General features: G+C 49.7%; 20 protein-coding genes. 15 read left to right on the top strand and 5 right to left on the bottom strand.

Annotated elements, in window-relative coordinates; genetic code table 11:
* Window positions 1–85: 85 nt before the first annotated feature.
* The 9 genes from HY774_07410 (at window position 86) to HY774_07370 (ending at window position 11,062) form a co-directional block, all read left to right on the top strand.
* Complete coding sequence (locus HY774_07410; protein MBI4748301.1) at window positions 86–931, top strand: ParA family protein; 846 nt, start codon at window positions 86–88, stop codon at window positions 929–931.
* Window positions 924–1,826: a ParB/RepB/Spo0J family partition protein gene (locus HY774_07405; protein ID MBI4748300.1), complete on the top strand. Its 903-nt coding sequence runs from the start codon at window positions 924–926 to the stop codon at window positions 1,824–1,826. The genes HY774_07410 and HY774_07405 overlap by 8 nt, the downstream gene beginning before the upstream one ends.
* A 185-nt stretch (window positions 1,827–2,011) precedes the next feature.
* Complete coding sequence (locus HY774_07400) at window positions 2,012–3,679, top strand: TerD family protein (GenBank protein MBI4748299.1); 1,668 nt, start codon at window positions 2,012–2,014, stop codon at window positions 3,677–3,679.
* Window positions 3,680–4,099: 420 nt separating this feature from the next.
* Entirely contained in the window at window positions 4,100–4,915 is an 816-nt protein-coding gene (locus HY774_07395) for a ParA family protein (protein MBI4748298.1), read from the top strand.
* Window positions 4,916–4,922: 7 nt separating this feature from the next.
* On the top strand, window positions 4,923–5,981 hold the full coding sequence (locus HY774_07390; protein ID MBI4748297.1) for a hypothetical protein: 1,059 nt from the start codon (window positions 4,923–4,925) through the stop codon (window positions 5,979–5,981).
* A 654-nt stretch (window positions 5,982–6,635) separates the two neighbouring features.
* On the top strand, window positions 6,636–6,797 hold the full coding sequence (locus HY774_07385) for a hypothetical protein (protein ID MBI4748296.1): 162 nt from the start codon (window positions 6,636–6,638) through the stop codon (window positions 6,795–6,797).
* An 84-nt stretch (window positions 6,798–6,881) separates the two neighbouring features.
* On the top strand, window positions 6,882–7,415 hold the full coding sequence (locus HY774_07380; protein ID MBI4748295.1) for a sigma-70 family RNA polymerase sigma factor: 534 nt from the start codon (window positions 6,882–6,884) through the stop codon (window positions 7,413–7,415).
* 55 nt (window positions 7,416–7,470) lie between these two features.
* Window positions 7,471–8,196 (top strand): zf-HC2 domain-containing protein, encoded by a 726-nt coding sequence (locus HY774_07375; protein ID MBI4748294.1) that lies wholly within the window; start codon window positions 7,471–7,473, stop codon window positions 8,194–8,196.
* 121 nt (window positions 8,197–8,317) lie between these two features.
* Window positions 8,318–11,062, top strand: a complete 2,745-nt coding sequence (locus HY774_07370; GenBank protein ID MBI4748293.1) for a TonB-dependent receptor — start codon at window positions 8,318–8,320, stop codon at window positions 11,060–11,062.
* A 193-nt stretch (window positions 11,063–11,255) separates the two neighbouring features.
* Here HY774_07370 and HY774_07365 read toward each other — a convergent pair whose 3' ends face one another.
* From HY774_07365 to HY774_07355, 3 genes are all read right to left on the bottom strand, one after another.
* Complete coding sequence (locus HY774_07365) at window positions 11,256–12,398, bottom strand: tetratricopeptide repeat protein (protein MBI4748292.1); 1,143 nt, start codon at window positions 12,396–12,398, stop codon at window positions 11,256–11,258.
* A gap of 324 nt (window positions 12,399–12,722) precedes the next feature.
* Complete coding sequence (locus HY774_07360) at window positions 12,723–13,373, bottom strand: hypothetical protein (GenBank protein MBI4748291.1); 651 nt, start codon at window positions 13,371–13,373, stop codon at window positions 12,723–12,725.
* A 221-nt stretch (window positions 13,374–13,594) separates the two neighbouring features.
* Window positions 13,595–15,004 carry a sigma-54-dependent Fis family transcriptional regulator gene (locus tag HY774_07355; GenBank protein ID MBI4748290.1) on the bottom strand — a complete coding sequence of 470 codons (1,410 nt, stop codon included), beginning with the start codon at window positions 15,002–15,004 and terminating at the stop codon, window positions 13,595–13,597.
* A 579-nt stretch (window positions 15,005–15,583) separates the two neighbouring features.
* On the opposite strand from HY774_07355, the gene HY774_07350 reads away from it, so the two are divergent.
* Window positions 15,584–16,564: an SLBB domain-containing protein gene (locus tag HY774_07350; GenBank protein MBI4748289.1), complete on the top strand. Its 981-nt coding sequence runs from the start codon at window positions 15,584–15,586 to the stop codon at window positions 16,562–16,564.
* 453 nt (window positions 16,565–17,017) lie between these two features.
* Here the strand turns inward: HY774_07350 and HY774_07345 are convergent, their stop codons facing one another.
* Entirely contained in the window at window positions 17,018–17,782 is a 765-nt protein-coding gene (locus HY774_07345) for a hypothetical protein (protein MBI4748288.1), read from the bottom strand.
* A gap of 296 nt (window positions 17,783–18,078) precedes the next feature.
* On the opposite strand from HY774_07345, the gene HY774_07340 reads away from it, so the two are divergent.
* The 5 genes from HY774_07340 (at window position 18,079) to HY774_07320 (ending at window position 25,093) form a co-directional block, all read left to right on the top strand.
* Window positions 18,079–19,308, top strand: coding sequence for a hypothetical protein (locus HY774_07340; protein ID MBI4748287.1), 1,230 nt, complete (start codon window positions 18,079–18,081; stop codon window positions 19,306–19,308).
* A gap of 285 nt (window positions 19,309–19,593) precedes the next feature.
* A complete protein-coding gene (locus HY774_07335; GenBank protein ID MBI4748286.1) occupies window positions 19,594–21,630 on the top strand; it encodes a hypothetical protein in 2,037 nt (678 codons plus the stop codon).
* Window positions 21,631–21,922: 292 nt separating this feature from the next.
* A complete protein-coding gene (locus HY774_07330; protein ID MBI4748285.1) occupies window positions 21,923–22,438 on the top strand; it encodes a hypothetical protein in 516 nt (171 codons plus the stop codon).
* Window positions 22,428–23,510, top strand: a complete 1,083-nt coding sequence (locus HY774_07325; protein MBI4748284.1) for a hypothetical protein — start codon at window positions 22,428–22,430, stop codon at window positions 23,508–23,510. Before HY774_07330 ends, HY774_07325 begins: the two co-directional genes overlap by 11 nt.
* 227 nt (window positions 23,511–23,737) lie before the next feature.
* Window positions 23,738–25,093 (top strand): sigma-54-dependent Fis family transcriptional regulator, encoded by a 1,356-nt coding sequence (locus HY774_07320; protein MBI4748283.1) that lies wholly within the window; start codon window positions 23,738–23,740, stop codon window positions 25,091–25,093.
* 133 nt (window positions 25,094–25,226) lie between these two features.
* Here the strand turns inward: HY774_07320 and HY774_07315 are convergent, their stop codons facing one another.
* Window positions 25,227–25,763 carry an FHA domain-containing protein gene (locus tag HY774_07315; protein ID MBI4748282.1) on the bottom strand — a complete coding sequence of 179 codons (537 nt, stop codon included), beginning with the start codon at window positions 25,761–25,763 and terminating at the stop codon, window positions 25,227–25,229.
* Between the last annotated feature and the right edge of the window lie 112 nt (window positions 25,764–25,875).

The following is a 25,875-nucleotide window of genomic DNA, read 5'->3' as shown; positions in this document are numbered from 1 at the left end:
TTGAGTTCTCGGGCAATTCGGTTTAGTTTCAAGCCCTCGGTCCAACTGAGAAATCAATCCACTTCAATTACGTTTCGGTTTTACCATGACAAAGGGACAAAACAATTGTGTCAAAACAGTAGCGGTGTTTAATCAAGCCGGAGGTGTCGGAAAAACCACCCTGACTCGGGATCTGGGATTTGAACTTGCCGGGCGTGGGTCACGAGTATTGCTGGTGGATGCTGATCCACAGGGAACGCTGGGGGTTTTCTTTGGCGAAACACCCGCCGAACGGCCCGTGACGGATCTCTTCTGGTCATCAATCTGCATGCGTGGGGGACCAAAAGGGGATCCGATCCGAATTCAGTCAGAATTTGGAGTCCACCTCGGGTTGGCCAACCATACCTTGATTGATGATGAATGGGTACTGGCGCAACAACACGACCCGGCCCGCCTGCTGGGTGTTTTTGACCGCCTCAAAGCTAAATATGATCTGATTTTGATTGATTGCCCTCCCAAAATTGCTGAACTCACCCATCAGGTGCTGCTGGCGGCGGATGCGCTTTTGATCCCGGTTCAACCTGAAGGAAAAGCTGTGGTTGCGTTTGCCGAGGTCCATCGCGAAATTTTGCAGGTTCAACAACGACGAACCAATATGCGGCTGCCCACGATTGAAGTTTTGGGAGTTGTCCCCACGATATTTAACCCGCGACTGGTTTTGCACCGTCATCATCTGGAAGAACTTCGCGACCGGATTTGTGCTTCGTTTGGATACCCGTTGTTTCCGGCCATTCGCGATTACGTCAGCGTGGCCGAAGCCGGCACGCAAGGAATGCCGCTCAAAGCCTATGATGCCAGATGTGCCGCCAACCAGGATGTGAGTGCTGTGGCGGATAGGCTCTTTGACCAAATCAAAGTGCCCAGTCCGTTGAGTGAGGTGGTCAATGGCTAAAAAATTGCGCTGGAGCGTTTCGGCTGAACGACTGGCCCAACTTTCCCAAATGAGCCAGGACTCACCACCAGGCTCAATGCCCGTCGAACCACCCCAGCAGATCCTTGAAAATCCACAGGTCATTTGGGTTGATCTGGATCAAATCCGCCCAAATCCCTTTCAACCTCGACGCGAAATGTCAGCAGACCGGCTTGATGAACTCAGTTCCAGTATCCAGGCACACGGCTTGTTACAACCTCTGGTTGGAACCCCAAATGAAGATGGGAGTTATACCTTGATTGCCGGTCATCGTCGGTGGGCAGCTTCTCGCCAGGCTGGGCTCAAACATGTGCCGCTCATGGTTCGAACCGTGAATGAACCCGAGCTGAAATTACTGGCGCTGATTGAAAATATCCAACGCGAGGACCTGCACGTCGTGGATAAAGCCCTGGCCTTGGCCGATCTTTCAAAAAATCTGCCAACCACAAAAGATGCGGCAGGGGTGGTTGGCTTAAAACGCACCACCCTGGCCAACTGGCTTCGGATTGCTGAACTGAGTGAAGCAGTCCTGGCGCTGTGCCGGCAAAACCCGGAAGCGACGCTCAATGGAATGCTTCAACTCTCCCGACTGGCTTCCAACCAGCAGGTTCCAGCGGCCAAACGATGGCTTTTGCGGATTAAGGATCAGGGATCAAAGGCACAATCCGAACCGCTAAAAACTCAAGCCTCATCCGTCGCGGCTCAACGCTTTAAGGTATACCTCCCGGAACGGGAGTTTTCCTGCACGGTTGAGGTCCGATCCAATGCCCATCGGGCGGTTTTGTCGGATGAAGACGTGCGGCACTGTTTACAACTGGCTGCCGATCAACTTCGAGAACGCCTGGCCTCTGAATCGGAACAGACAGTTTTAACCTGAATTTTCTTCCGAACTTCTGCTGAGGAAATCACCCTTTTCGCAACCGACTTGATTCATTTTCAGTGTATTCTGTGTATGCTGTGATTTCCTTGTTTAAAATTCGATCCGTGCTGGGTCACCAGGAACCTTTTCCGGCAGACTGAGATTACTGGATTTCAATTCGCTCAATTCGGGAAGGAAACGATATGCAAAATTTTATTCGCGGACAAAAGGCTCGATTATCTGAACTCGTCAGTGGTTTATCGTTTGAAGTTGTATTGCAGGTTGGTTTTTCCAGCCCAACACCAATTGATTATTGTTGTTTTGTGGTTGATGCCTCCCAACGGATCATTGATGATCGGTATTTAATTTATTCACGCCAAATGCAGTCCCCCTGCGGATCAGTTCGGTTGCTTGACGGTCCAGGGAGCCCCGCCGCCCGATTTCTGGTCAACCTCGGCAGTTTACCCAAACAATCGCAAAAGCTGGTATTCACGGCGACCATCAATGGCGCTCCAGTCATGAGCCAGCTTGCCTATGGTGCCTTGCAAATTATTGCCAGCACTGGTCCAGCCATCCAATTTCCATTGAGTGGCGCCGATTTTTCGGCTGAAAAATCAATTATCATCGGTGAAATTTATCTGAAAGATGATTGGCGATTTGCGGCGGTCGGTCAGGGATTTGGTGAAGGATTAAGTGCGCTCCTGCGGAAGTTTGGTGGAAACCAGCCGGCGAGTGGTTCCCCCAGCCCAGGGCAAGCGCCTGAAATTCCGACACTGGTTCAACCGGCTCCGGCGTCACGGCCCCCAGCCGCCTATCAAACCATGCCGATAAGTAGTGCCCGGCCTGACACTTCACCAAACCTCCCGCTCCAGGCCACGACCCCATTTGGACAGAGTAACTTGCCACCTGTGATGCCCCCCCCGCCCGCCGCACCTCGCGCCCCTCAAGCACCAATGCCACCAACCGTGGCGGCACCGATGGCGCCACCACCACCATACAACCCCGGCGGTCAACCACCTGCTGGATCCGGGATTCCAACCGTGGCGGCTGGTATACCACCCGTGGTCAATTCACCATATGGACAGGTGCCCCATTCTCCTCCACCCCAGAACCAATCCTGGGGTGCGCCACCACCCAACCCCAATCCCTACACCCCTCACGGTCCACCCATCAATCAACCGCGCCAGCAAGGGTCAAAACTTGGCAAAATCCTGGCCATTGGCGCCTTGCTGGTCGTGGTTTTGTTTGGCGGATTGATTGGGATTGGTTTGCTGGTGTCTAATTTTAATAAACCCACGGCTGAACAAGTTGCCCGCGAACGTCAGGAAACCGAGCTCAAAGCCTATGCCAAAGAGCTGGCGGCCCTCACAGGTCTGGACTCCGCCTCCGGGCGAGGGTACACAACCGGGAAGATCTATGTTGTGGATAAGGAATTGGGAATTGGTGATTCGCTGAACTATTCGGTCAAAGCTGACTGGCAGGCGAAAAGCAAAGATGAAATCGGAACCGTGGTTTTGGTCAAAAAAGATGAGAAGGTAATCGGCCAGTATGACCTGGAAGGCAACGGCGGGAAAGTTGATGCCAAAGTTCACATTTGGACAGTCACCGTGATTGATTTGAAAAACAAGTTGATCACTATCGAAGACGAAATTGCCGGTTCAGACCCACCACTGAACATCAAACGGAAAAAAGGGGATCGGACAGCCGAGTACGGTGGCTATCCAAAAGTGATTGAATTTCTTGAAAAATTAGACCGAAAGGTTGATTCAGCCTCTGGTTCATCAAAATCATCCAGCGCCAGTCCCACAGTTCCAGCCAGTGATTCCGAGGAAACACCAGCGCCAGGAGGTAACGGGTGGAAACAACCTTAAAAAAAATTCACGAAGGAAAACCCCAAAGTTAGATGAGGCCGCTCGCGTTCCTTCGTGAATATTTCGAGGTTACGGTTTATGTGCTCCCCGATGTTGGCCTGAAATCCCAGTCAGGCCAATTTATTTTCATTGATCGGAATTTTCTTTCCCAAACCTGGTCGTTCTGGCCAAAATTGAAGTCACTTTTTTGTTTTCTGCGGTTTATTCACCCATTTTCCCATTTGGAAGTTTGGTTATTGGAAAACAAAGTGTCTGAATGCCGCCGATACCTGATGCCCTCGGTTTTGTCCGCCAGGATTTTCCAAACCGAAATCTGTTTGGTTTTCACTCCACTTTGCAAATCAGCCGTTCAACCCTATTATTAGCGGACTCAACGGTTCCATTTGGTTTTACTCTCAATGATTTGGAAAGGGGTTCGTCATGCATATTCTCGCTGTTGCCAACCAGAAAGGTGGGGTTGGCAAAACGACTATTACACGTGAGTTATCAGCGTGCTTTGCGTTACGTGGGTATCAGGTTCTGGCAATTGATTGTGATCCACAGGGAAATCTTACCCAAAGCTGGGTCAATACGGATGTGTTTGAAGGCACCCTGGCCCACGTACTGATTGAACCTGAAATTCAACAGGGCCAACGGCGCGAACCGCTTTCGATTGCGGATACGATTGTCGAGTCACCGATTAAAAACCTCGATCTGATTCCCTGTGATATCCGGCTGGCCCGTTTTGAACAGCAACCTGAATATTTAATGCATCGCCTCCGGAAACAGCTTTATGAGCATGCCTCCAGTTATGATTTGGTGTTGATTGATTGCCCTCCTCAGCTTGGCAAATTGCTGTCTGCCGCTCTGTATGCCGCCCACTTTGTGGTGATTCCCTGTGCGGCAGATGCTATGGGATTGCAGGGCCTGGCTGATCTGGCTCATACCATTGACCAGGTCCGGAGCAATGTGAATGCTGAATTACAAACCCTTGGGGTGGTCGTCAATTTATACAAACCGACGCGGAATTTATCGGCTGAGTCCAGGGCGGCAATCGAGGATGTACTCCCGCTGGTCAAACACGTTTTTGACACCAATATTCACGACTACGCCAAGATTGCCGAGGCACCATCTCAACATTTACCCGTCGTTATCTACAGCGAGGATCATCGGGCAGCAGATTTGTTTTGGGCCTTAACGGATGAGATTCTGGACCGACTGAATATGACTCGCCAAAAAATTTCGGTGGTGAGGTAAGTGAGCCATGACAAAACCTAAATCAAAAAATTCAAATGAAGATGTCCTGCGCAAACCGGCGGCGAAAAAGCTTGGGTTAAAAATCAATCCGATTGGGATGCCTCATGATTTTCTGCTGCGAAATCAAGAAAAAGCCGAATCTGAGCCTTTGACACCAGCCCCTTCCATCATGCCTGAGGCCAGGGGATCAGAGCCTTCACCGCCTCAAAACACACGTCATACAGACATTTCAAACCCTGGTTATACGGGGGTTCAAACCCCTAGCTATACAGAGGTTCAAACCCCTAGCTATACAAAACCCTATTTAGCCTCCCAAACTATTGAAAATAAAGAACAGCACAGCATTCAAAGTGAGGGCTATACAGAAGGTCAAACCCCTAGCTATACAAGTTCAGAACTGTATAGCTCGCTGTATAGCTCGCTATACAAGGGTTCAAACCCTCGTATAGCAGACGTTCAAACCCAAAGCTATACAGAAGTTCAAAACCCTCTCAAAGGCAAGAAGACAAAACTGGTTGCAATCCGACTAAATATTGACCTAATTGAACTTATAAAATCAGAATGCCAGCAATCCGGTGAAACATTCACAGTGTTTATTGAGTCGGCTGCTATACAGCGGTTAAAACAAGCTGCTATACAGCGTTCGAACCCCGTGTATAACTCCCCCCCTGCACCCCCCCATGATGATATTTTGATGATTGATGATAATATCATCCGCGCGCATGCGAGATTTGCTATACAACCCTGGTCGCCGCGCGATGATCGCGTGGGGAGGCGGTTCAACGGGACAGATCCGAGGTTGATCGACATCGCGATGATCTTGACGGTTGAGCGCAAACTCCGGGGAAACACCTCCCGCATCCCGATCAAGAGTTTTTCCTACTTTGTCCCTGAGCTGGAAAGCCTCATCGAGGATCACCGGGAAAACCGGCTGCCACTTTCGCTCGATGATTACCACCGTTACGTCCTGGACGCCTGGGAACGGCGAATCAAGCCTCTCCGGGACGAAAAGTGGCAGCTCAACGAATCCTCCCCGGAAAAACAATCGCCAAAAAAGAAGAAATAACCCTAAGTCCTTTTTTTTCTTTTTGTTAGTAACAATGAAGCAAGGTCAGATCGGTAAAATCACCTCAAAGCCAGCATCCCGAGCCAAGGTAAAAACGCTTTAAACGCCCGTGGAGCGATTTTAAAAACCAGGAACGATTTACTACTCGTTTTTTGAAAAAAAACCTCAGGAAAGCCAAATAAACGCCATTAAACGCTATTTCACGATTACGTCACACCCCCGAAAAAGACAAAAAACCAAATCACTCCCGTTTTCCCTCCACAAACAACCTTGAAAAGTTTTCGAGGGCCGGGCCGGGATTGTGGACTGAAAATCTCCAGGAAAAATACTTTAAATTTCGGGAAATAGTAGCTTGAAATAATTTTATAGAAAATCCCGAAAAGACGACTTAATTCCTGTTATTTTCTCACGGAAAATTAAAGTATTTTTCTCTCTTGAGTGGGATTATTCGCACTTCTACTGAACTTTGTGTTCGAGATAAATCAGGAGAGTCGGTGAGTCAACCTTACCCGCGCCAATGTAGTGGGTTGGCTTGTTTTCACCCCTGCCTCCGCTTATGTAAGCAGGGGTGAAAAGTCTTTTATTTTCCAGCCCTAACTTGACCTGACACAGAATGTGATAAGAACGCATAGAAAACTTCGAATAGAGTCGTTTTTGGCTTTGAAAAAATTTTCTGTTTACAAAGAATATTCAACCTGTTTTGTTAAACAAAAACCAATCAATGAAAAGAAAAAAAGAAAAAAAGCGACTCAAGCAGGGAAGAAATTTCAACCAGCAACGTCTATTCACCCAGATACCGTCAAAAAACCATCTTGAATTCCGACATTCATCCCCAAAAAGCAGGTGAATATCCAAACCCAATTTCAGTTCCATGGTTCCACCGAAAATGAATTTGAGTGCGTGCGCGCCGCGCAGGCCGGGAGCCGAATTGCATTCAGACAACTTTATGACCAGTACCGGGACACAGTGTATAACCTGATCGTGTACCTCATTGGAAACCGTCTGGAAGCAGAAGACTTGCTCCAAAACACCTTTCTCAAAGCCTACCGGGCCCTGGCTGGTTTTCGATTTGAAGCAAGCTTTAAGACGTGGATTCTCCGCATTGCCCACAACGAATGCACCGACGCTCTGAGACGAAATCACCCAGACATGGTCCCTATCGAAGATCTTTTTGGCAGCCAGGAGGAAATAGACCATTCGCGGCTTCCAGACGATCTACACCTGCAATCGGAGCGACAGGAGGTGTTGGCCCAGGTGCTACTCGAACTCTCACCGAAATTACGGACAGTAATCATATTAAGATATGTTGAATCATTGAGTTATGAAGAAATAGCAGATGTTTTGGAATGCAGCATTGGGACGGTTTCATCGCGACTTCATCGGGCATTGACGGAAATGGAGGCGCAGTTGCGCCCATTCAAACGGATGCTGTAACCGCCGCTTTCAATAATCCCAGAATTTACTAAAACTGAACCTTTGTGAGGCTGATATGTGGTGTTGGAGAATTGATATACAACGAAAATTGATGCCCTATGTGGATTCAAGACTGAACCCACGGGCGGAATTCAAAATTGAACAACACTTGCTGGATTGTCCTTCGTGCCGGGTCAGAGTGGATCACCTCCGCCGTGGCCAGCGATTTGCCCTGGCCCTGGAACGGCATCAATCCTCTGATTCAGGCTGGGAGGCATTGGAATCGGCACTGGATGCCACCCCCAATGAGCGAACTCAACCGGACCCCCCTCGATTCCGCCTGGAATGGCTAACCTGGCACGGAATGGCGGTGACAGCCGGGTTCGTGGTTGGAGCAGTGCTTGTTTTTTCAGTCTGGTTTGCGTTGAACTCTGACATCACCAGTCCCGTGAAAGGCAAAATACTTAAAAACCTGGTTGGGGAAGAGGAAGACCAGGCTTTTCACGAGGTATCAATTTCGAAGATTGAAAGCAATACCGAGCCTCATATTGTGGTCGAAGGTGTGGTCAACGAAGTCAGAATTGATGCCGACGGAGACCTCACTTTCCGGTTGGTTGAACACGTCAACCAATCGTCGCCCTTTGTGGTCTGTGAAGTGCTCAATCCCCGTCAAATCAAACCGCCTTCACCAGGTGAGCGGGTAAGAGTGTATGGCGTCAGCCGTTATGACAACAAACATACCCACCAGTGGTATGAGGTACACCCGGTGATGAATATTGAAATCGTCAAGAATGAAAAATAAACCTCAGCGATGACGGAACATTGCGGGGATAGAGATAAATTCGTCATTTTCCCAGGTCGTTCAAAAAAGAAATAAATCTTGCACAGAAAGGGCTTAGCTCCTTTTTTTTATGGAGAAACCAATGTATAGCCGATGGATCTTTTGTTGTTTGGTGGCGGGTCTCATTGCGGTCTCACCTGGTGCGACTTCATTCAAAACGCTGGCCGCCCCCCAAGCAAAAACTCAAACCACTGTAACCGGAACGGTAAAGGACCGAACCGGAAAATCCTTCCCGGATGCCAGAATTACCTTGCTCAATAGCCAGCAAGCCATCATTGCCACGGCACGGACTGATGCTGAGGGAAAATTTGTCTTTTCAGCCGTTCCGCAAGGAACCTTTGAAGTCAATGTTGAAGGGCTGGGGAATTTACAGGCTCGTCAGGCAATTCAGGTCACGGATGGCAGTCCAGTGGAATGTGAATTGATCCTGGACTTTAGCCCGTTTACCGATGTGGTAACCGTGACGGCAGATGTCGGCCAGGTTCAGGATAAAGATCAATTGGGTCAACAGGTGAATGTTATTCCGGCAACCACAATTCAGGAACGTGCCACTGAGGTGATCGCCCAGGTTGCCGCCGGGGAGGTTGGTGCCGCGTTACAAAGAACGAGTCCCACGATTGGCGGAATTTACGTCCGGGGGCTGACTGGGAAAAACGTGGTTGTGTTCATTGATGGCGTCAGATATTCAAATTCCGCCCAACGCGGTGGAATCAATACGTTTTTGAACTTGATTGAACCCTCAAACCTGCGCAGCGTCGAGTTGTTACGAGGACCAAACAGCTCTCAATATGGCAGCGACAGTTTAGGGGGCAGCATTCAGTTTGTATCAAGCCCGGCAACATTTTCCACCACCGGGTTTGATTTTCATGGGCAAACCAGCCTCTTTGCTAATTCCGCCAGTGCCACGTTTGGACAGGCCACCCGGTTTGGTTTTGGCGGGAACAACTTTGGCTTTTTGGTGAACCTGGCAGCGCGTCGCACCAATACGCTGAGGCCGGGAAATGGCATTGATACCCATGCTGCGGTGACCCGGTTTTTAGGACTTCCATCCAATATCATCAATGGAAACCGGCTACCCGACACCGGATTTACGGAATATGGCGGAAACATTCGGTTCAATTATGCTTTTGGCGGCGGAAATCAGTTTATTTTCAACTATCAGCGCAGTCAGCAAGATGGCGGAAAACGCTATGACCAGTTGCTGGGCGGGGACGGCAACAACATTGCTGAACTGGAAAACCTGATGCTTGATTTCGGATATGTCCGGTTTGATACCCAGCGCCTGGCGATTGCCGACAATTTTGCCGTGAGTTTTTCCTTTAACAGCCAGCGGGAAGAACGTATCAATCAGGGCGGAAACGGGAATCCGCTTGGTTCCATCACGTATCAACCAGAACGGACGCGCACCTATGGGCTGCAATTCTTTGGGAACAAACGGGTCGGCAACCATAACTTGCTGCTTGGTGGAGATTACTACCACGACCGTCTCATTTCTCCAGCCTTTACCGTGAGTGTGGTTTCGAACTCTCAAAACTTTTCGCGACCCCGGGTACCCAACAATGCCTTCTATCACAACTATGGGTTTTATGCTCAGGATGTGTGGAAAGCAATTCCTGAACGTCTCAACATTTCGGCCAGTGTTCGATATGGCGCCGCATCTTACAAATCCAGAGCCATAGACAGCCCAATTGTGCGGGGCGAGCGACTCTGGCCAGATGATTCCTTGCGGGTTGATCAAGTGACCTTTCGAACCAGCGGGGTTCTCAAGTTGATCGGCGGGTTATCGTTGGGAGCAAACTTTAGCCGTGGTTTTCGGGCGCCGCACATGACGGATCTGGGCACCCTGGGATTAACCGGAGATGGTTTTGAAATTGCCGCACCCGACGTGGTCGGTCTGGGGGGCGAGGTTGGCAATTCAGCCAGTTCAAGAGCCGTCACCACGGGGCGACCCGTCACGCAGGTCGGTTCGGAAGTCAGCAAAAATTACGAATTGAGCCTGCGGTTTCGCAATGACTGGCTGGATACGGATTTTGGTGGGTTTATTACCGATATTGACGACAATATCCAGAAACAAGCCCTGATTTTGCCACAAGGCGCCGTTGGGAAATCCCTGGGAGGTGAAGTGATAACCAGTCAGCTTCCTTCGGGCGTGGTCTTTGTTGATGCCTCAACCAATCCGGTTTTGGTCCGCTCCAATTTTGACAATATCAGACTGTGGGGCCTTGAATATTCGCTGGATGCCAAACTGAACGCTGCCTGGAGCCTGGGTGGAAATTTCACCTACATTTATGCCCGCGACAAAGCCACCGGAGTACCTCCCAACCTGGAAGGCGGAACCCCGGCACCCAATGGGACGCTCCGTTTGCGATACAATCCTTCTGGAAAACGATATTGGGTTGAAGTATCAGGATTTGCGGCGTATCGGCAAGATCGTCTGTCTTCGCTCGATTTAAGTGATCGCCGAACTGGCGCCAATCGCTCACGGACCTCAATCCGCAATTTCTTTTACAACGGAGCAACGGTTCGAGGGCTGGTTGCACCGGGCACGGATGGCCGTTTCGGTACCGCCGATGACGTACTACGCCAAACCGGAGAAACCCTTGAGCAGGTTCAAAATCGTGTTTTGGGAAATTTAGAGCAATCCCCGATGTTTCCCTATGTTCCTGGATATGGACTGCTCAATGTTCGAGGTGGCATTCGACTGACAGACAATCAGGAACTTTTCCTGGCACTGGAAAACATTACTGACGCTTCGCATCGGGGAATTAACTGGGGGATTGACGGACCGGGAATTAACTTTACCGCCCGCTACACCATCAAGTTTTAGTGTGAGTCAGTAGTCAGTAGTTGATGAGTCAGTAGTCAGTAGTCAGTAGACAAAACCCGGATCGTTGAATTCGTCGAATTCTTGAAAAGAATTGTTCCTAACTGACTCAAATCGAACAAAATACACTTGACAGACACTTCAAAATCCCAACACTCGACTACTGACTACTGACTACTGACTACTGACTCCCACCCTAATTCGTTTTCCGAGCCTTGCGTAACTCAGCTTCAAGTTGTCGAGCCAGGGATGGTTTAGCCGGCTTTATCGCTTGCACCAGTTTTTGGGCTTCGTCCAACCTTCCAAGCTTAATCAGAACCAATCCAAGGTTAAATTGAGCTTCAGGAAATTGTGGGCGAAGCTCAATTGCTTTTTGGAATTCGATCAGCGCCTGGTCATATTCACCCAATCGAAAATGACTGATTCCAAGGGTATTGTGAGCCTCGCTCAACAATTGTGGACGCAAATCCGCCAGTGCCGTCCGGGCTTCTTCCGCATGTTTTCCTTCAGGGTAGAGTTTGAGATAACCAAAAAAGTCTTCCGGTTTTTGGCTGTTGGAAATGAACTGCCATAACAGATCATCATCCAGTGGAGGCAGGGGAGGACTGGCGGGAATGGTGGTCACTGCCTGATTGGAATTGGCGGAATCGGCAGCTCGGGTTTGATCTTCTTCAGGCTTGACCACAACTGGTTTTTTGCCTGCAACCTTCAATCGTTCAATGGTGGTGGTCAGCTCGGCAATTTGTTTTTCAGCCTGTTGGCGTTGGGTTCGTTCCCGTTCCCGGTCAGTTTGAAGGGTTTCAATTTGCTGTAATAGTTCTGGATTCGGGTTGGTTGCAACCGGAGTTGGGACGGGTGGCGGGGTGTTGTCGGCGGTGGTCGGAGGTCCTTCAGGTGACTGGTGTGACCGAAACGCGATAATCGAAAGGGTTGTCGCCAGAACAAACATGGCCGTCAACCCGGCCAGAATTAACCCTCCGGGTGAAAAAGCAGGGCGAAAAAAGTCTTTGATTTTTTCCCACCAGCCTTCCCTTTCACCCAAAACCGAGGTGTTGAAAGCTGGAACTGATTCGGAATGATTGACAAATTCAAGAATGGCTTTGAGGTTTTTATATTTTTCTTGCCGTTCTGGCGCTCGGAGAAACACTGACTCAAACTGCTGGGTTTGATCCGTAGGGAGTTGATGGAGCAAATATGCCACAATCAATTCATCTTCAAGTACTTCTACTTGCTCAAACAACTCATCGTCCTTGAGATATTGTTGTTCGAGTTCAACCTGTTCTGTTTCAGGAAGTTCACCCAGCAGATAGGCGGTTAGTTTTTCATCAGGAAGGGTCATAAGTAATTTTTCAGCGAATGTGGGTGAGACACATCCCAATGATCAGGTCAGGGCTGAATGACACCTGATGAGGGGGTGTTGAGTCAGGTCCCGCGTCAGTTGTGGGGCCTCTGAAAATGAATCAAATGAGCGTGAATTGATCCTGAGGTTTGCTTTCCAAAAGGGAGTTGAGCTTGAAATCCTTTCTTACCAGAAGTGGTTCAATAGAACGCTGTGAGAGCTTGAATCCAGGGCACTTGTTTAAATGAGACCAGGGTTTCCCGATTTTGCACAATGGCGGAACAATGCCTATTTATCATCAAGTGCCATTTCTCAAAAAATGTTTCATGCTTTTTTCTGAAGGCTGAGGGAGCGGGTCAAACATTTTCGGATGCTTTCTTCGAGCCTGGTTTTCATTCGATGAACCCGGATTCGAATAGCGTTCATGGGCAATCCGAGTACTTCAGCCAGGTGTTCCCGATGGTTGATCTTTGAGTCGGTGTCCTGGCGATAATATTCGAGAAAGAGCGAGCGATTTTCGGTTGTCAGACGAGAGAGAGCGTGTTCGAGGCAGGTGAGCCGTTGTTCACGCTCCTGGCGTTCGGCTTCTTCAAGTTCGAGGATGGTTGGGTGGATTGCTGGTTCAGGCGGCTGGCGGTTGGTTCTTTCATCCCGCTCGATGGACTCACCCACACGCAATTGGATTTTGCGATATTCACGCAGCACGTTGCGGGCAATGCCATAACAATAGATAAAGGGATCCGTTGCCTGGACCTGGACTCCTTCACTCAGCTTTCGTGCCGTACGAGTGAAGACTTCATCAACCAGATCTTCAGATGAAGCTGCCCCCTGACTGATGAAAACCTTCAACAGCCGACTTCGCAGCTTTTCATAAGCCACTCCAGCCGCTTCTCGATCTGAATTGAGCCATTGGAGCAGGCTTTCAAACTCATTCAGTTCATTTTGAAGGGAAGAAGAAACACTTTTGTTGACCACGGGTAGGTTGACTTCCTCGGTAAGTACTCAATCAAATTCGATCTGGTTGAATTCAATTTGTGCAAAGCCATGTTAGATGCGATCAAGAGGAATGTTAACCCCAAAAAGATATTTCGCCGTCAGGGATGACCGGGTTGACGAAATCGGGGTCATCATCCAACTGGGAACCACTCCTTTTCCAGGTGGATTTGAGAACCAGAACCTGTTTGGGGATTGAGCCATTATTCTTTGGTTGAAGCCTCGTCATCGTCATTGGAAATGCCCAATCGTTTCAATTTTTCGACAAACGTGGTGCGTTTCATATTCAAGAGCCTGGCGGCTTGCATTTTGTTTCCGCCAGTTTTTTCCAACGATTTGCACAGCAGGTCGCGCTCCAGTTCGGTCACAATCTGATCAAAATTGAGGCCCTGATCGGGAATGGTGTCAATGGGTTGAAACAAAGGGGTTTTGGCTGTGCCTTCACTGGCAGTCACCGCTCGCAGGATATCTTCTGGCAGATCCTTGGGCAGAATGGTTGTGGTGGCGCCGCTCAAAGCCGCGGCGCGTTCCATTGAATTCTGGAGTTGCCGCACGTTTCCCGCCCATTTATAGGACTTCAAAATTTCCAGGGTGCCTGGCTCAATAGATTTTTCAGGCAGGCCGACGTTGAGACAAAATCGCTTGAGAAAATACTCGGCCAGGACGGGAATATCTTCTGGTCGTTCGCGCAACGGAGGAAGGTGAATATTGATGACGTTGAGCCGATAATATAAATCTGGCCGAAATTTGCCTTCCTCAATTCGTTTTTCCAGATCAGCACTGGTGGCAGCCACAATGCGGACATCAACCTTCACGGTCCGCGAAGAACCAAGTTTTTCAAATTCGCGTTCCTGTAACACCCGTAATAACTTGGATTGGAGCGGAAGGCTCATATCTCCAATTTCATCAAGAAATAAGGTGCCACCTTCGGCTTGTTCAAATCGCCCGTCGCGAGCTGTCACCGCCCCCGTAAAAGCGCCTTTGACGTGGCCAAATAATTCATCTTCGAGCAGATGTTCCGGAATCGCCGCACAGTTGAGAGCGATAAAAGGTTTGTCAGCCCGTAGGCTTTGCAGATGAACCCGGCGAACCAGCAACTCTTTACCCGATCCGGTTTCGCCTGTGACCAGCACCGTGGTGTTATAGGGGGCAATCGCTGCGACATGGGCCAGAACTTTTTGCATGGCCGGGGAGGTGGCAATTAGTTCGCTTCCTTTGGACTGATCACCGGTTCCGCTGGCCGGAGTGGCTTCAAGCCGGGCGGCAGCAACATTGATCAAATTGAGAAGGTGATTGAGGTCAAAGGGTTTGGAGAGGAAATCTTCAGCACCGCATTTCATTGCTTCAACCGCCATTTCAACGGTGCTTTCACCCGTAGTCACGAAAATTGAAATTCCAGGACTCAGCCGCAGGAGATGAGGAATGAGCTGAATTCCCGACATCCCAGGAAGATTCACATCTAACACTGCGATATCAAATTTTTTCTGAGAAGCCAGGACAATTGCAGCTTCAGACGAGGCAACGCCCTCGACCTCAAAGGATTTACTGAGGATGTTGACTCCGATCTCGCGGGTCAGTTTATCGTCTTCGACGTACAAAATCCGTGCTGGCATAAGCTTTATGAATACAGAAGAATTGAAGGGTGCGAGATATTACCTTACTTCGGTGATGTCTTTGAAGCCTAAACCTGGAAGAAAATGATGAAACATCTGAAACGACCAGTTATCCACCACATCAGTCATCAGTAAAGTGTTACTCGTCGGATGACTCACGTGCGGATTAACAACTGATCGAACTGCAGCCCCAGTTTTCCTTTCTTTGATTTCAAAGACTTTGTTTCAAGCGTCAAATTCGAGTCAGTCACAGCCGTGTTTTATCCACCCTCAATGGATGGGCTGACGCTTTTCCGCCAGTGTCAGAATGATTGGTGATTTCTGACTGAAAATTGGTGCTGGGTCAAAGATCGCCACTGAATTCTTGGACTTTATACAAAAATTTTGAAGCCGGTTCAGGCCGGGTTTGTCGAGGCTATCAAATTGGAACCCAAAAGGTTACCTGACTGAGTTCAATTCTTTTGAAATTGGAATCAGGCAATCCTGCACGGTATGGCACCAGGCTTGTATAACAGGTTAGTGAACAGGGTCTGTCAGCAAGAGGTGACCAAAATTTGGACTGTGGGAGGTTGGATATTTATGAACTCAGCAAAATTCGTGATGACATTCGTGATGGTATTGATGTGTGTTTTGGGGTTGGGATGGAACTCAGGAAATGCAATCTGGGCCCAAACTGGCGCCGCCTTGGTAGATAAAGGAGAGTCCGATCAGACTGATTACATTATTGGACCGGGTGATACCGTTGATGTCCGGATTTTTAAACAGCCTGAAATGTCGGGGCGCTTTCGAGTGAGCGAACTGGGAAATCTCAATCTTCCATTTGTCGGGGTAATTCAGGCCGGTGGGAAAACTGAAGCCGAGCTGACCGAAGTCATCCGCGAGAAACTGACCAAATATTTGAAACAACCTGAGTTAAGCGTCACCGTGAGTGAGTTTTTATCCCAGTCGGTCACGGTGGTCGGTGCGGTCAAAACAGCGGGAAAATATCCGCTGAGACGACCTGAACGAATACTGGATGTCCTGGGAATGGCAGGCGGGTTGACTGAAACCGCTGGAAAATCAATCCAGCTTTTACGGCGGCCAGTGAGTGCCACATCTGACACAGCGCTCACTTCGGATGCTGTCGAACTTGTGACAATCCAGCTTGCCGATTTACTGACAGGTCGTCCTGAGTACAACCAGCCGTTGGTGAATGGAGATTTGATCAGTGTGCCCGAAGCCGACACGATTTATGTCACCGGGAATGTGACCAAACCTGGTTCGTTTACGCCACGTGAGCGTGTGACACTCTCCCAGGCAATTGCCCTGGCCGGGGGACTCACCCCTACGGCCCAGAAATCAAACATCAGTGTATTTCGAGGGATACCGGGTTCAACCGAACGCCAGGAGCTGGTGTTTAAACTCCGGGACATTGAAACCCGAAAAGTGGCCGACCCGGTTTTGCTGGCCAACGATGTGGTCTATATCCGCGGGTCGGAATCACGCAGCATCGGCTATGCGTTTCTGCGGGCGATTACCACCGGTTTTGGAACGGCAGCCGGGTATGCAATTTTCCGATAGCCACCAGGTTGGTGAGACAGTGCCATTCCAGGCCCTTCCAATAATTTTATTGTTCTGTAATTTTCCTTCTGGTTAATTCGTGGTTTGTCCTCTTATCGTGAATTTTGATTCAGAGAGGCTGCCATGTCAGGTTCTGGTTGCGGGAATGAGCAGTTTCCGAAACCAGAGCCTTTTTTTCTTTCTGAAGAGTTTTATTGAGAAGAAATGCCTTGTTTGAACTTAACCCGGATGGGAAGGACCTGCATATCGTTTTTCAACCTCTCCTTAAAAACACACAGAGCACCGCGTGACTGTTTGATTGTACACGCTGTGCTCTGGGATTGATCAAGTTTTCTGTTTGAGGAATAGTCAGTTTACATCAGGTTTTGCCCAAAGATGCTCGATTGAGTTTCCCCACGTAAAGCTTGAATAATCAGTTGTTTAAATGGTTGTCAACGCGTTGACACTTTTTCACTACTGGCCATCAGTGGCTTCATTGAGCAGGATTTTGATTTTGGAATAGAACAGCTCGGTTCGACTTTCAAACGCTGAATCCGTACCAAGTAAAACCCAGATGTTGCCGCTGGCATCGGTTTTGGCCTGGAATTTGGCGCCATCAGTGCCCAGCGTTTTGAAGTCGTAGGTGCTCAAATCACAGTTTGGCCCGGTGGTCGCAATCGTTCCAATCGTAATGACGTCTTTGCCGCCTTGAGACTGGTTGCCTTTATCAATGTTGAGCAACGTTGTTTGTGGATCGGCAACCGGTTCAATCGGCGAAGCCCCAACCTTGAAATAAACGCCATCTCCCGGAGCACCACCAGCCCCGACACAGCCGGTTGGGGCATTGGAGGCAATCTGGACGTCAAACTGGATTGAATATATCGTGTCTGGTCTGAGCCCGGTCAACTGCCGTTTGATGAACATAAACAGGTCGTCGGTCTGGTTGGTCCCGCCGATGAAGAGCACTTTTCGCCGTTCACCCAGGTTTTTCGGAAGCTTCTTGAGTTTAAAAACGACCTTCTCGCGATTGATCACATCCGTGGTGCTGTCGGCAAAACCAGCCGTCCAGCCCTGTCGCCCATCGCTAAAATCAAAGGAAAATTCGTGTTCAAATGGATTCTGACGCGTGGCTGGAAGCGGGCTCCCAGCCTGAATTGAAGGTATTGAAAGTGTCGGAAAGGTAAACGTCGCCAGCACCATAAGAGTGCATAAACAAAGCAAACGCAAAGATTTCTGCATACTTTTGCACGTTCCTGATTGTTATTTTTTGGGGATGGTTTTGACTGGAAGGTGCGGGGTGCTACGTTGAAATCGAAAAATTTGTTCACTTTGCCCGCAGACAAAAAGTCAAACATCGTACTGTGGCATATGCCACACCCGGTGCTGCATATGCCACAAGGTTTGACCTGGAAGTTTCTTGTATGATTTTCCTTACTACTGCATTTTCATAGAGTTACATCAGATTCATCCACTGGCACGTCACTTGCCCAACCAGAGGCAGCAATCTTTGAAAAGAATCAATGGAGATGACTGTTATGAAAAACCGATGGGTAGTCCTGATTGGGTTGGTGTTAAGCCTGATAATGGCCCAAACCGCTTTTGCCCAGGATTTGACGATGGTGCCAGGGCCATCAAAAAAATTTGGAAATTACACGATTTCACTCCGCCTTCCTGAAGGTGGGCTGGTGGCTGAAGAAGAGCAACAAATCGAATTTCGTGTGGTTGATCACACCAAAGAAGACCCGGTTTTGGGACCCGCCGCCATTGTACGAGCCAATATCGAATCAATTGTTTCGATGCCGTCAATGCCGTCAATGCCCAAAGTTGAGGAAGTTGCCCACCCTGAAGGCGTTCCGGGTGATTATGGCCTCCACCCGACTTTTGCCCACGGAGGCGACTACACGCTTTTGCTTCGGATTACACCTCCGGGGGGTGAACCGTTTGTGGCTGAGTTTCCACTCTTTGTCGCCGATTTTGATCCTGCGGTGAAGCGCGTTGCCCGTCCAAAACCGTATCGCGTCGAACTCAAAACCGAGCCTGGAAAAGTCAAAGCCGGTGAATCAACCACGCTCAAACTCAAGGTGTTTGGAAACCTGGAAACGGCTGATGCCACCGGGAAACTGACTGGCAAGCGGGAAACGGTTCAAATTAAGCAGTTTGATATTGCCCACGAAAAATACCTGCACATGATTGTGGTCCGCAAAGATCTTGGGTTTTATATCCACGAGCATCCAGTTATCCAGCCTGACGGCTCATTTATCTATAAGGACTTTGTTTTCCCAACTCCTGGTGAGTATCAACTTTTTGCCGATGTGGCGCCGAAAGGGGCTGGCAGTCAGGTGTTGCTGGCCAATGTCAAAGTTGAAGGCAAGGGAAAACCTGAAGTGAAGCCAATTACCCTCGAACAAACCAAACAAACCGAAATGACGGTTGATGGTGTGAAAGTGTCGCGTCAGGACGCCAATATTGTCCCGGCTCGAAAAACTTCGTTGCTCACCTTTTTGCTCAATAAGCCGACCGGTGAGAAGGTAACCGATGTCGAACCATATCTGGGCGCAATGGGCCACCTGATTATGATCAATCAAGACAGCCAGACTTTTGTCCATTCGCACCCGGATGAACGCGATGCGACCAACGGCAAAAATGGTTCAATTACGTTTCTGGTTCGCCCACCTAAACCAGGGCTTTATCGGGGATTTTTTGAATTCCAACGCAACGGCAAAGTTTCACGAGCCGAGTTTGTGTTTGAAGTGAAAGCCGAGTAATCGGGTTCAGGGTTCAGGGTTCAGGGGTTGAGAACAACGGAAAAGGACATAAAGGACATAAAGGACGAAAAGGACATAAATTCGAAGACCCTGAACCCTGAACCCTGAACCCTGAACCCTGAAAAATTCGAAGACCCTGAACCCTGAACCCTGAACCCTGAACCCTGAACCCTGAACCCTGAACCCTGAACCCTGAACCCTGAACCCTGAACCCTGAACCCTGAACCCTGAACCCTGAACCCTGAACCCTGAACCCCGAACCCTGTCACCTAAAGGTATTTTCCTATGCGATTTGACCGAATTGTTTTCACGCTCATTGTTTTTCTTGGATTGCTGGCTGGGCTGACAGTGGTTGATACCCCGACTCAGGCTCATCCAACCAAAAAGAAATTCCGCAAAAAATCGGCGGCGACAAAACTCCTCAAAGAGACGCGGACCAAAATGGACACAGCCAAGGCTGAATTGATCACTGGTGGCAAATATGCATGCTGTATCAAACCGGCCTGTGATATGTGCGCCAAAATTTCTGGAACGTGCCTGTGTGCCGTCAATGTCCTGCAAGGCAAAGGCGCCTGTGGCGAATGCATGGAAGGCTGGCAATCGGGCAAGGGGAGTTTAAAGGGTGTTACTGCCGAAAAGGTCCAGTTGCTCCCAACTCTGGTTCAACCCGTCGCGGCGATTGAGGTCAAACCAGAACCCAAACCAGTTGAACCGGAAGCCCCGCAACCAGCAACTGAATCTGTTCAACCAGCCGCAGCACCAGCACCTTCGCATCAGCACCTGACCGAAGCCCGTTCGATGTTAAATCAGGCCAAACGGACGCTGGTGGCCGAAGGTCGCTATGTGTGTTGCATCAAAGGTGGGTGTGATTCCTGTGCCTATGAAGGCGAATGTGGTTGTGGTGAAAAACTGGTCGAAGCCCTCAACACAAAGAAGAATGGAACCGGCACTCCAACCAAAAAGACCAAAGATGAAGATGGTGTCTGCGGCGAATGTTATGACGGATGGCACGCCGGTCGTGGTGCCTATGCCGGGATTGATTCAGCCGAAGTCAAACTGGCGCCGATGGACAGCATGCCGTCCTCCTTTGCCGTGGGCACCATGTTTCGTCAGGGCTCTGGAACATCGTGGCTCCCGGAAAATACCGCGATGTATGCCAAAATGAAGGACGTTGGCGACTGGATGTTGATGTATCACCCCTATGCGTTTACGACCTACAGCAACCACACCGGTCCACGCGGAGATTCAAAATTCTACAGTGCCAACTGGTTTATGGCGTCGGCCCAGCGCGAAGTGAAGGGGCTGACCGACAATGGAAACGGCGTGTTGATGATTCGGGGAATGTTCTCGTTTGATCCGATCACGGTTGGCCGAGCCGGGTATCCACTGTTGTTCCAGACTGGGGAAAGCAATCGCGGAAATCCACTGGTTGATCGCCAGCATCCCCATGATTTAATTATGGAACTGGCACTGGCCTATAGCGCTCCGATTACTAAAAACCTGGTGCTTTCGCTGTATGCCGCGCCAGTCGGTGAACCCGCCCTTGGCCCATCAGCCTTTCCACACCGGCTTTCGGCGATGGATAACCCCGAAGCGCCGCTCAGCCACCACTGGCAGGATTCAACTCATATTGCGGCAGGTGTTTTCACCCTTGGCCTGGGAACGGAAAAATGGAAACTGGAAAGTTCGATTTTTACCGGCGCTGAACCCGATGAAAACCGCTGGAACATTGACCAGCCGAAGTTTGATTCCTGGTCAACCCGGTTTTCGGTCAATCCGCACAAAAATCTGTCCATGCAATTTTCTTATGGCCATCTGCGCGAACCCGAAGCACTCGAAGCTGGAACCAATATCCATCGCTACACGGCATCGGTGTTGTATAACCACCCGTTTTCAAACGGTTCCTATCTGGCCTCCGCTTTTGTCTGGGGACGCAACGAAAAACGCAATCCTCGATTTGACGGATATGGCACCAATGCGTTCTTGTATGAAGCGACCTATGTTCGCAAAGAACAGCAGAGCATTTTCTGGCGCTATGAAAATGTCGAAAAAGATGAATTGTTTGTTGGTGAAAATGATGAGCACCGCCCCGCTCGGACCCCGGTTCATCACGACGAAGGCAATCCTGAGATCTTTCGAATCAATCGCTTTACCATTGGCGGCGTTCAAAACCTGCCAGTTCCGGGGGATTTACAAATCGGCGTCGGCGGCTCGATCAGTTTTCACGCCATTCCCTCGGCATTGAACCCCGTCTATGGCAATAATCCAATTTCCACCAACGTGTTTGTTCGGTTTCGGTTTAAACGGTGGGGACTTTTTTGAGAATGAAGAAAGTGGTTAGTGGTTAGTGGTTAGTGGTTAGATCCTGGTTCTTGGTTCTTGGTTCTTGGTTCTTGGTTCTTGGAAAGCATTGATTTCTAGGGCCAGATACTCCACGTTGAGTGGTACCCGCCAGTTCCCCAGTCTTCATCTTGAGTCGGATCAGTCAACTCATCGCCGAAACCCTGAACCCTGAACCCTGAACCCGATTTCAGTGGGATTTTATTTTCTTCTGGGTCCCTAACCACTAATCACTAGCCACTTTTTCCATTCTTCATTCTTCCTGGGGTGGCTTATGTTGAAAAACTACAAAGAAGTCTGGATTGGGATTGCGTTGGGCGGCGGAATCTGGGCGCTGGATGCCGTGATGAATATGGGCATTTTTGGCGGATATTGTTGCCCGCACTGCGCTGAAAATGCGGTGCTGGGCACCATGCCTCAGTGTTTGTTGCGCTGCCTGGTCGTGATCACGACGACCACCACTGGATTTGTCCTGTGGTTGAGTAACCGGCGGCGGCAGCAGATGCAGAGTTTACAGGCGACACTCGACACATTTCATCAAGAAGTTGCTTCGCCTTTGCTGCTCATTTACGGCTATACCCGGATGCTGCCAGCCAAAGAAGGCTTTCCTGTCACGCGTGAAACGGTTGAACTCATTCGACAAATTCAGCATCAGGCTGACCGGATGAATCAATTGATTGAAAAATTGCCGCCCCCTGGTTCATCTTTGACACCCGACAGTAAAGCCACCAGTATTTCAACTTCCCCAACCCGAACTTCAGACGAGTCGCTTGCGCCCCATGCCAATTGAACTGACCCGCACCCGTGTTGAAATCGTGTTCATTCCGTTAAGCGTGGTCCTGATCACGCTTTTTCACTTTGCAAGTATGCAGGCCGCCAGTGTGCTGCTCCACGAGATTTCACAACGGCTGTATTATCTCCCGATTATCTTTGCCGCCTATCGGTTTGGACTCAAAGGGAGTGTGTTGTGTTCGGTCTTTGCCGCTGGTTTGTATTTGTCTCATCTTTCAGGGCATCGCCACGAATCAGAAAAAATTGTCGTCAATCAAGTGGTCGAAGCGGTGATGTTTCAAGTGGTCGGCATCGCGACTGGACTCTTGAGCAATGCCGAACGGCGCCAGGTAGCCAAACTTGAACAGGCTTCGCTCGACCTCAGTCGTGCCTATCGGGAATTGCGTGAAACCGTGAATCTCTTGCTCCATACGGCCCGGCTCAATTCACTTGGGGAAATGGCGGCTTCCGTTGCGCACGAAATTCGCAATCCACTGGCCGCGATCAAAGGCGCCTTTGAGATTGTGGCCGAAGCCGTACCGGCTGATAATCCACGCCGCGAGTTTGTAACGGTTGTTGAAACCGAACTTGAACGACTCAACACCCTCGTTTCAGATTTTCTGAGATTTTCCCGACCTCGACCACCTGAGAAAAAACCGATTTCAATCAATACTCTGATTTCAACGGTTTTGATGTTTGCTTCGCCCCAGGCTCAGAAACGAAATGTGGTGTTTGTCACCGATCTGGTTGAAACGCTGCCTCACCTGCTGGTTGACGATGAGCAAATGAAACAGGTGTTCCTCAATCTGGTGCTCAATGCCATTCAGGCCCAACCTCAAGGCGGAACCGTCGAGGTAAAAACCCGCACCGTGCCAGATATGATTGAAATTTCGATTCGTGATTATGGCTCTGGTGTTCCACCCCAGGCCCGTGACTCTATCTTTGAACCCTTTGTGACGACCAAGCCTGACGGCACCGGGCTCGGGCTCGCGATTGCCTATCAGCTTGTCAAACAGCATGGCGGAGACCTGAAGTTGGTAGACGTCACTGGCCTTGGCAGTGAATTTGTCGTGAGTCTGCCGATACAATAGGGTTCAGGGTTCAGGGTTCGGGGTTCAGGGTTTTCGGAAGGGATGAGGGATGAAAAAAATCACCTTGTCACCCTGTCACCCTGTCATCTTGTCACCTTGTCAGGGTTCCGGGTTTTCGAATTTATGTCCTTTTCGTCCTTTTTGTCCTTTATGTCCTTTTCTGTTTTGCCTGAACCCTGAACCCTGAACCCTGAACCCTGAACCCTGAACCCCGAACCCCCAATCCTATGAAACACATTCTTTTTGTTGATGATGAAGCTTCGTTTCGCCAGGTGATGGCTTTTCGGCTCAAGGAATTTGGGTATCAGGTTTCCACTGCCGAACATGGAGCCCGTGGACTGGAACTTTTTCTTTCAGAGCACCCCGACCTAGTGCTGGCTGATTTTTCGATGCCCGAATTAAACGGCCTCGAACTGATGCAAAAAATCAAAGCCATTTCGCCCGATACGCCAGTCATCCTGATTACTGCGTTTGGGGACGTCGCCACGGCGGTCAATGCCATGAAAGCCGGTGCTTCTGATTTCCTGACCAAACCCGTGGAGATGGATCAACTGCGGCTCACGCTGGACCGGGTCAGTAAAGTGACTGAACTCGAAGATGAAAACCGAAAGTTGCGCGCTCTGGTTGAAGAGCGGCTTCAGTTTGGCGCCATCATTGGTACCTCAAAGCGGATGCAGGACTTATTTCATATCCTGGAACGTGTTTCCCGAACTGAAGTGGCGGTGCTCATCCTGGGCGAAAGCGGGACTGGCAAGGAGCTCGTTGCCAAAGCGATTCATCAACACAGTGCCCGGAAAAAGGCTTCATTTGTCACGATTGATTGCGGGACCATCCCGGAAAACTTGATGGAATCAACGCTTTTTGGGCACAAGAGAGGCTCGTTTACCGGAGCGATGACCGATCAGCGGGGACTGTTTGAAGAAGCCAATAGCGGGACGGTTTTTCTGGACGAAGTTGGCGAGGTGCCACTGCTGCTCCAGCCAAAGTTGCTTCGAATCTTGCAGGAAGGGGAATTTACCAAACTTGGCGAGACCCAGCCGCGCCGGGTTGATGTCAGAGTGATTGCCGCCACCAATCGTGACCTTTCCAAAATGGTGGCCGAAGGAAAATTTCGCGAAGACCTGTTCTTCCGGCTCAATGTGATACCCGTCAAGCTCCCTCCGTTACGCGAACGAAAAGAAGACATTCCGCTCCTGGCCAACCGATTTCTGATCGAAGCTGGAACTCGCTATGGTCGAACCACGCTTCGATTTTCACCAGAAGTCTTTCGGATTTTTCAGCAATACGCGTGGCCAGGGAATGTCCGGGAACTCAAAAACACAATTGAACGGTTGGGGATCCTGGCCGCCAGTGAAATCATCCAGCCTCAGGATCTCCCTGAGGAAATCCTCCAGGTCACTGCCGGATCAGGTGAGTTGCCGTTTTCTTTGCCGGATTCGGGATTGGACCTTGAAGTCATGGAAAAAGAAATCCTGCGTCAGGCACTGGCCAAACACAACGGAAACCGGACGCACACCGCCCGCTATTTGCATATGACGCGGGATACATTGCTCTATCGAATTCAGAAATTTGGGTTGGACTGAGAAAATAGGGTTCGGGGTTCGGGGTTCGGGGTTCGGGGTTCGGGGTTCGGGGTTCGGGGTTTTCGAATTTATGTCCTTTTCGTCCCTTTCATCCTTTTTGTCCTTTTCCCGAACCTGGAAGCGCGGAACCCGCCTACTCAACCGTGGTTGGCTCGGTTCGAAGCATCAGCGAGATGCTGCTGCCGACCCGGATTTCATCCTGGTCGTTGAGCTTGTAGGGGGTATTGGGGCGTAGTTTGCGTGAATCGTTGATGACGGTTCCATTGACGCTGCCCAAATCTTCAATATAGAAGCTGTTATCTTCACAAAAAATTCGGGCATGGCGGCGGGAGACTCGGGTTTTGATGTCAAATTCCGACAAATCAATATCGGGTTCCGAAGCGCTTCGGCGGTCAATGCGGCCAATAAAGACTTCTTTTTTGAAGATTGGAAAACTGTAGACCATGGCCCGGTTTGGTGCCAGGACAACCAGTTTGGCAATCGGGTTTCCCATCGTGGCATGGACTTCGTGATGGGTCAGGTCTGGATCATCGTGAGAAGCGGCCCGGGTTCGGACCAGTTCGATTTCAGTTGCAATCTGGACGAAATGGTCGAGCAACTCTCGAACCGCCGGGGGGGTTGCTGCCCAATCTTCAGGACTGATGGTGGGAAAAGGCTTCCGTTGATTCATGAAAATAGTACTTTGTTAAAATATAAATGAGGACAAGCAACCGACGCTCAGGTGCAGATGGAAACATAGATAATAACAGCACATGAGGCAGGTTTGGCAATGTTTGAGTGTT

The organism is Acidobacteriota bacterium, from assembly GCA_016208495.1.
GTDB lineage: Bacteria > Acidobacteriota > Blastocatellia > Chloracidobacteriales > Chloracidobacteriaceae > JACQXX01.
Note: the sequence above shows the minus strand (reverse complement) of the source record. Positions and strands in the feature narration are given on the sequence as shown.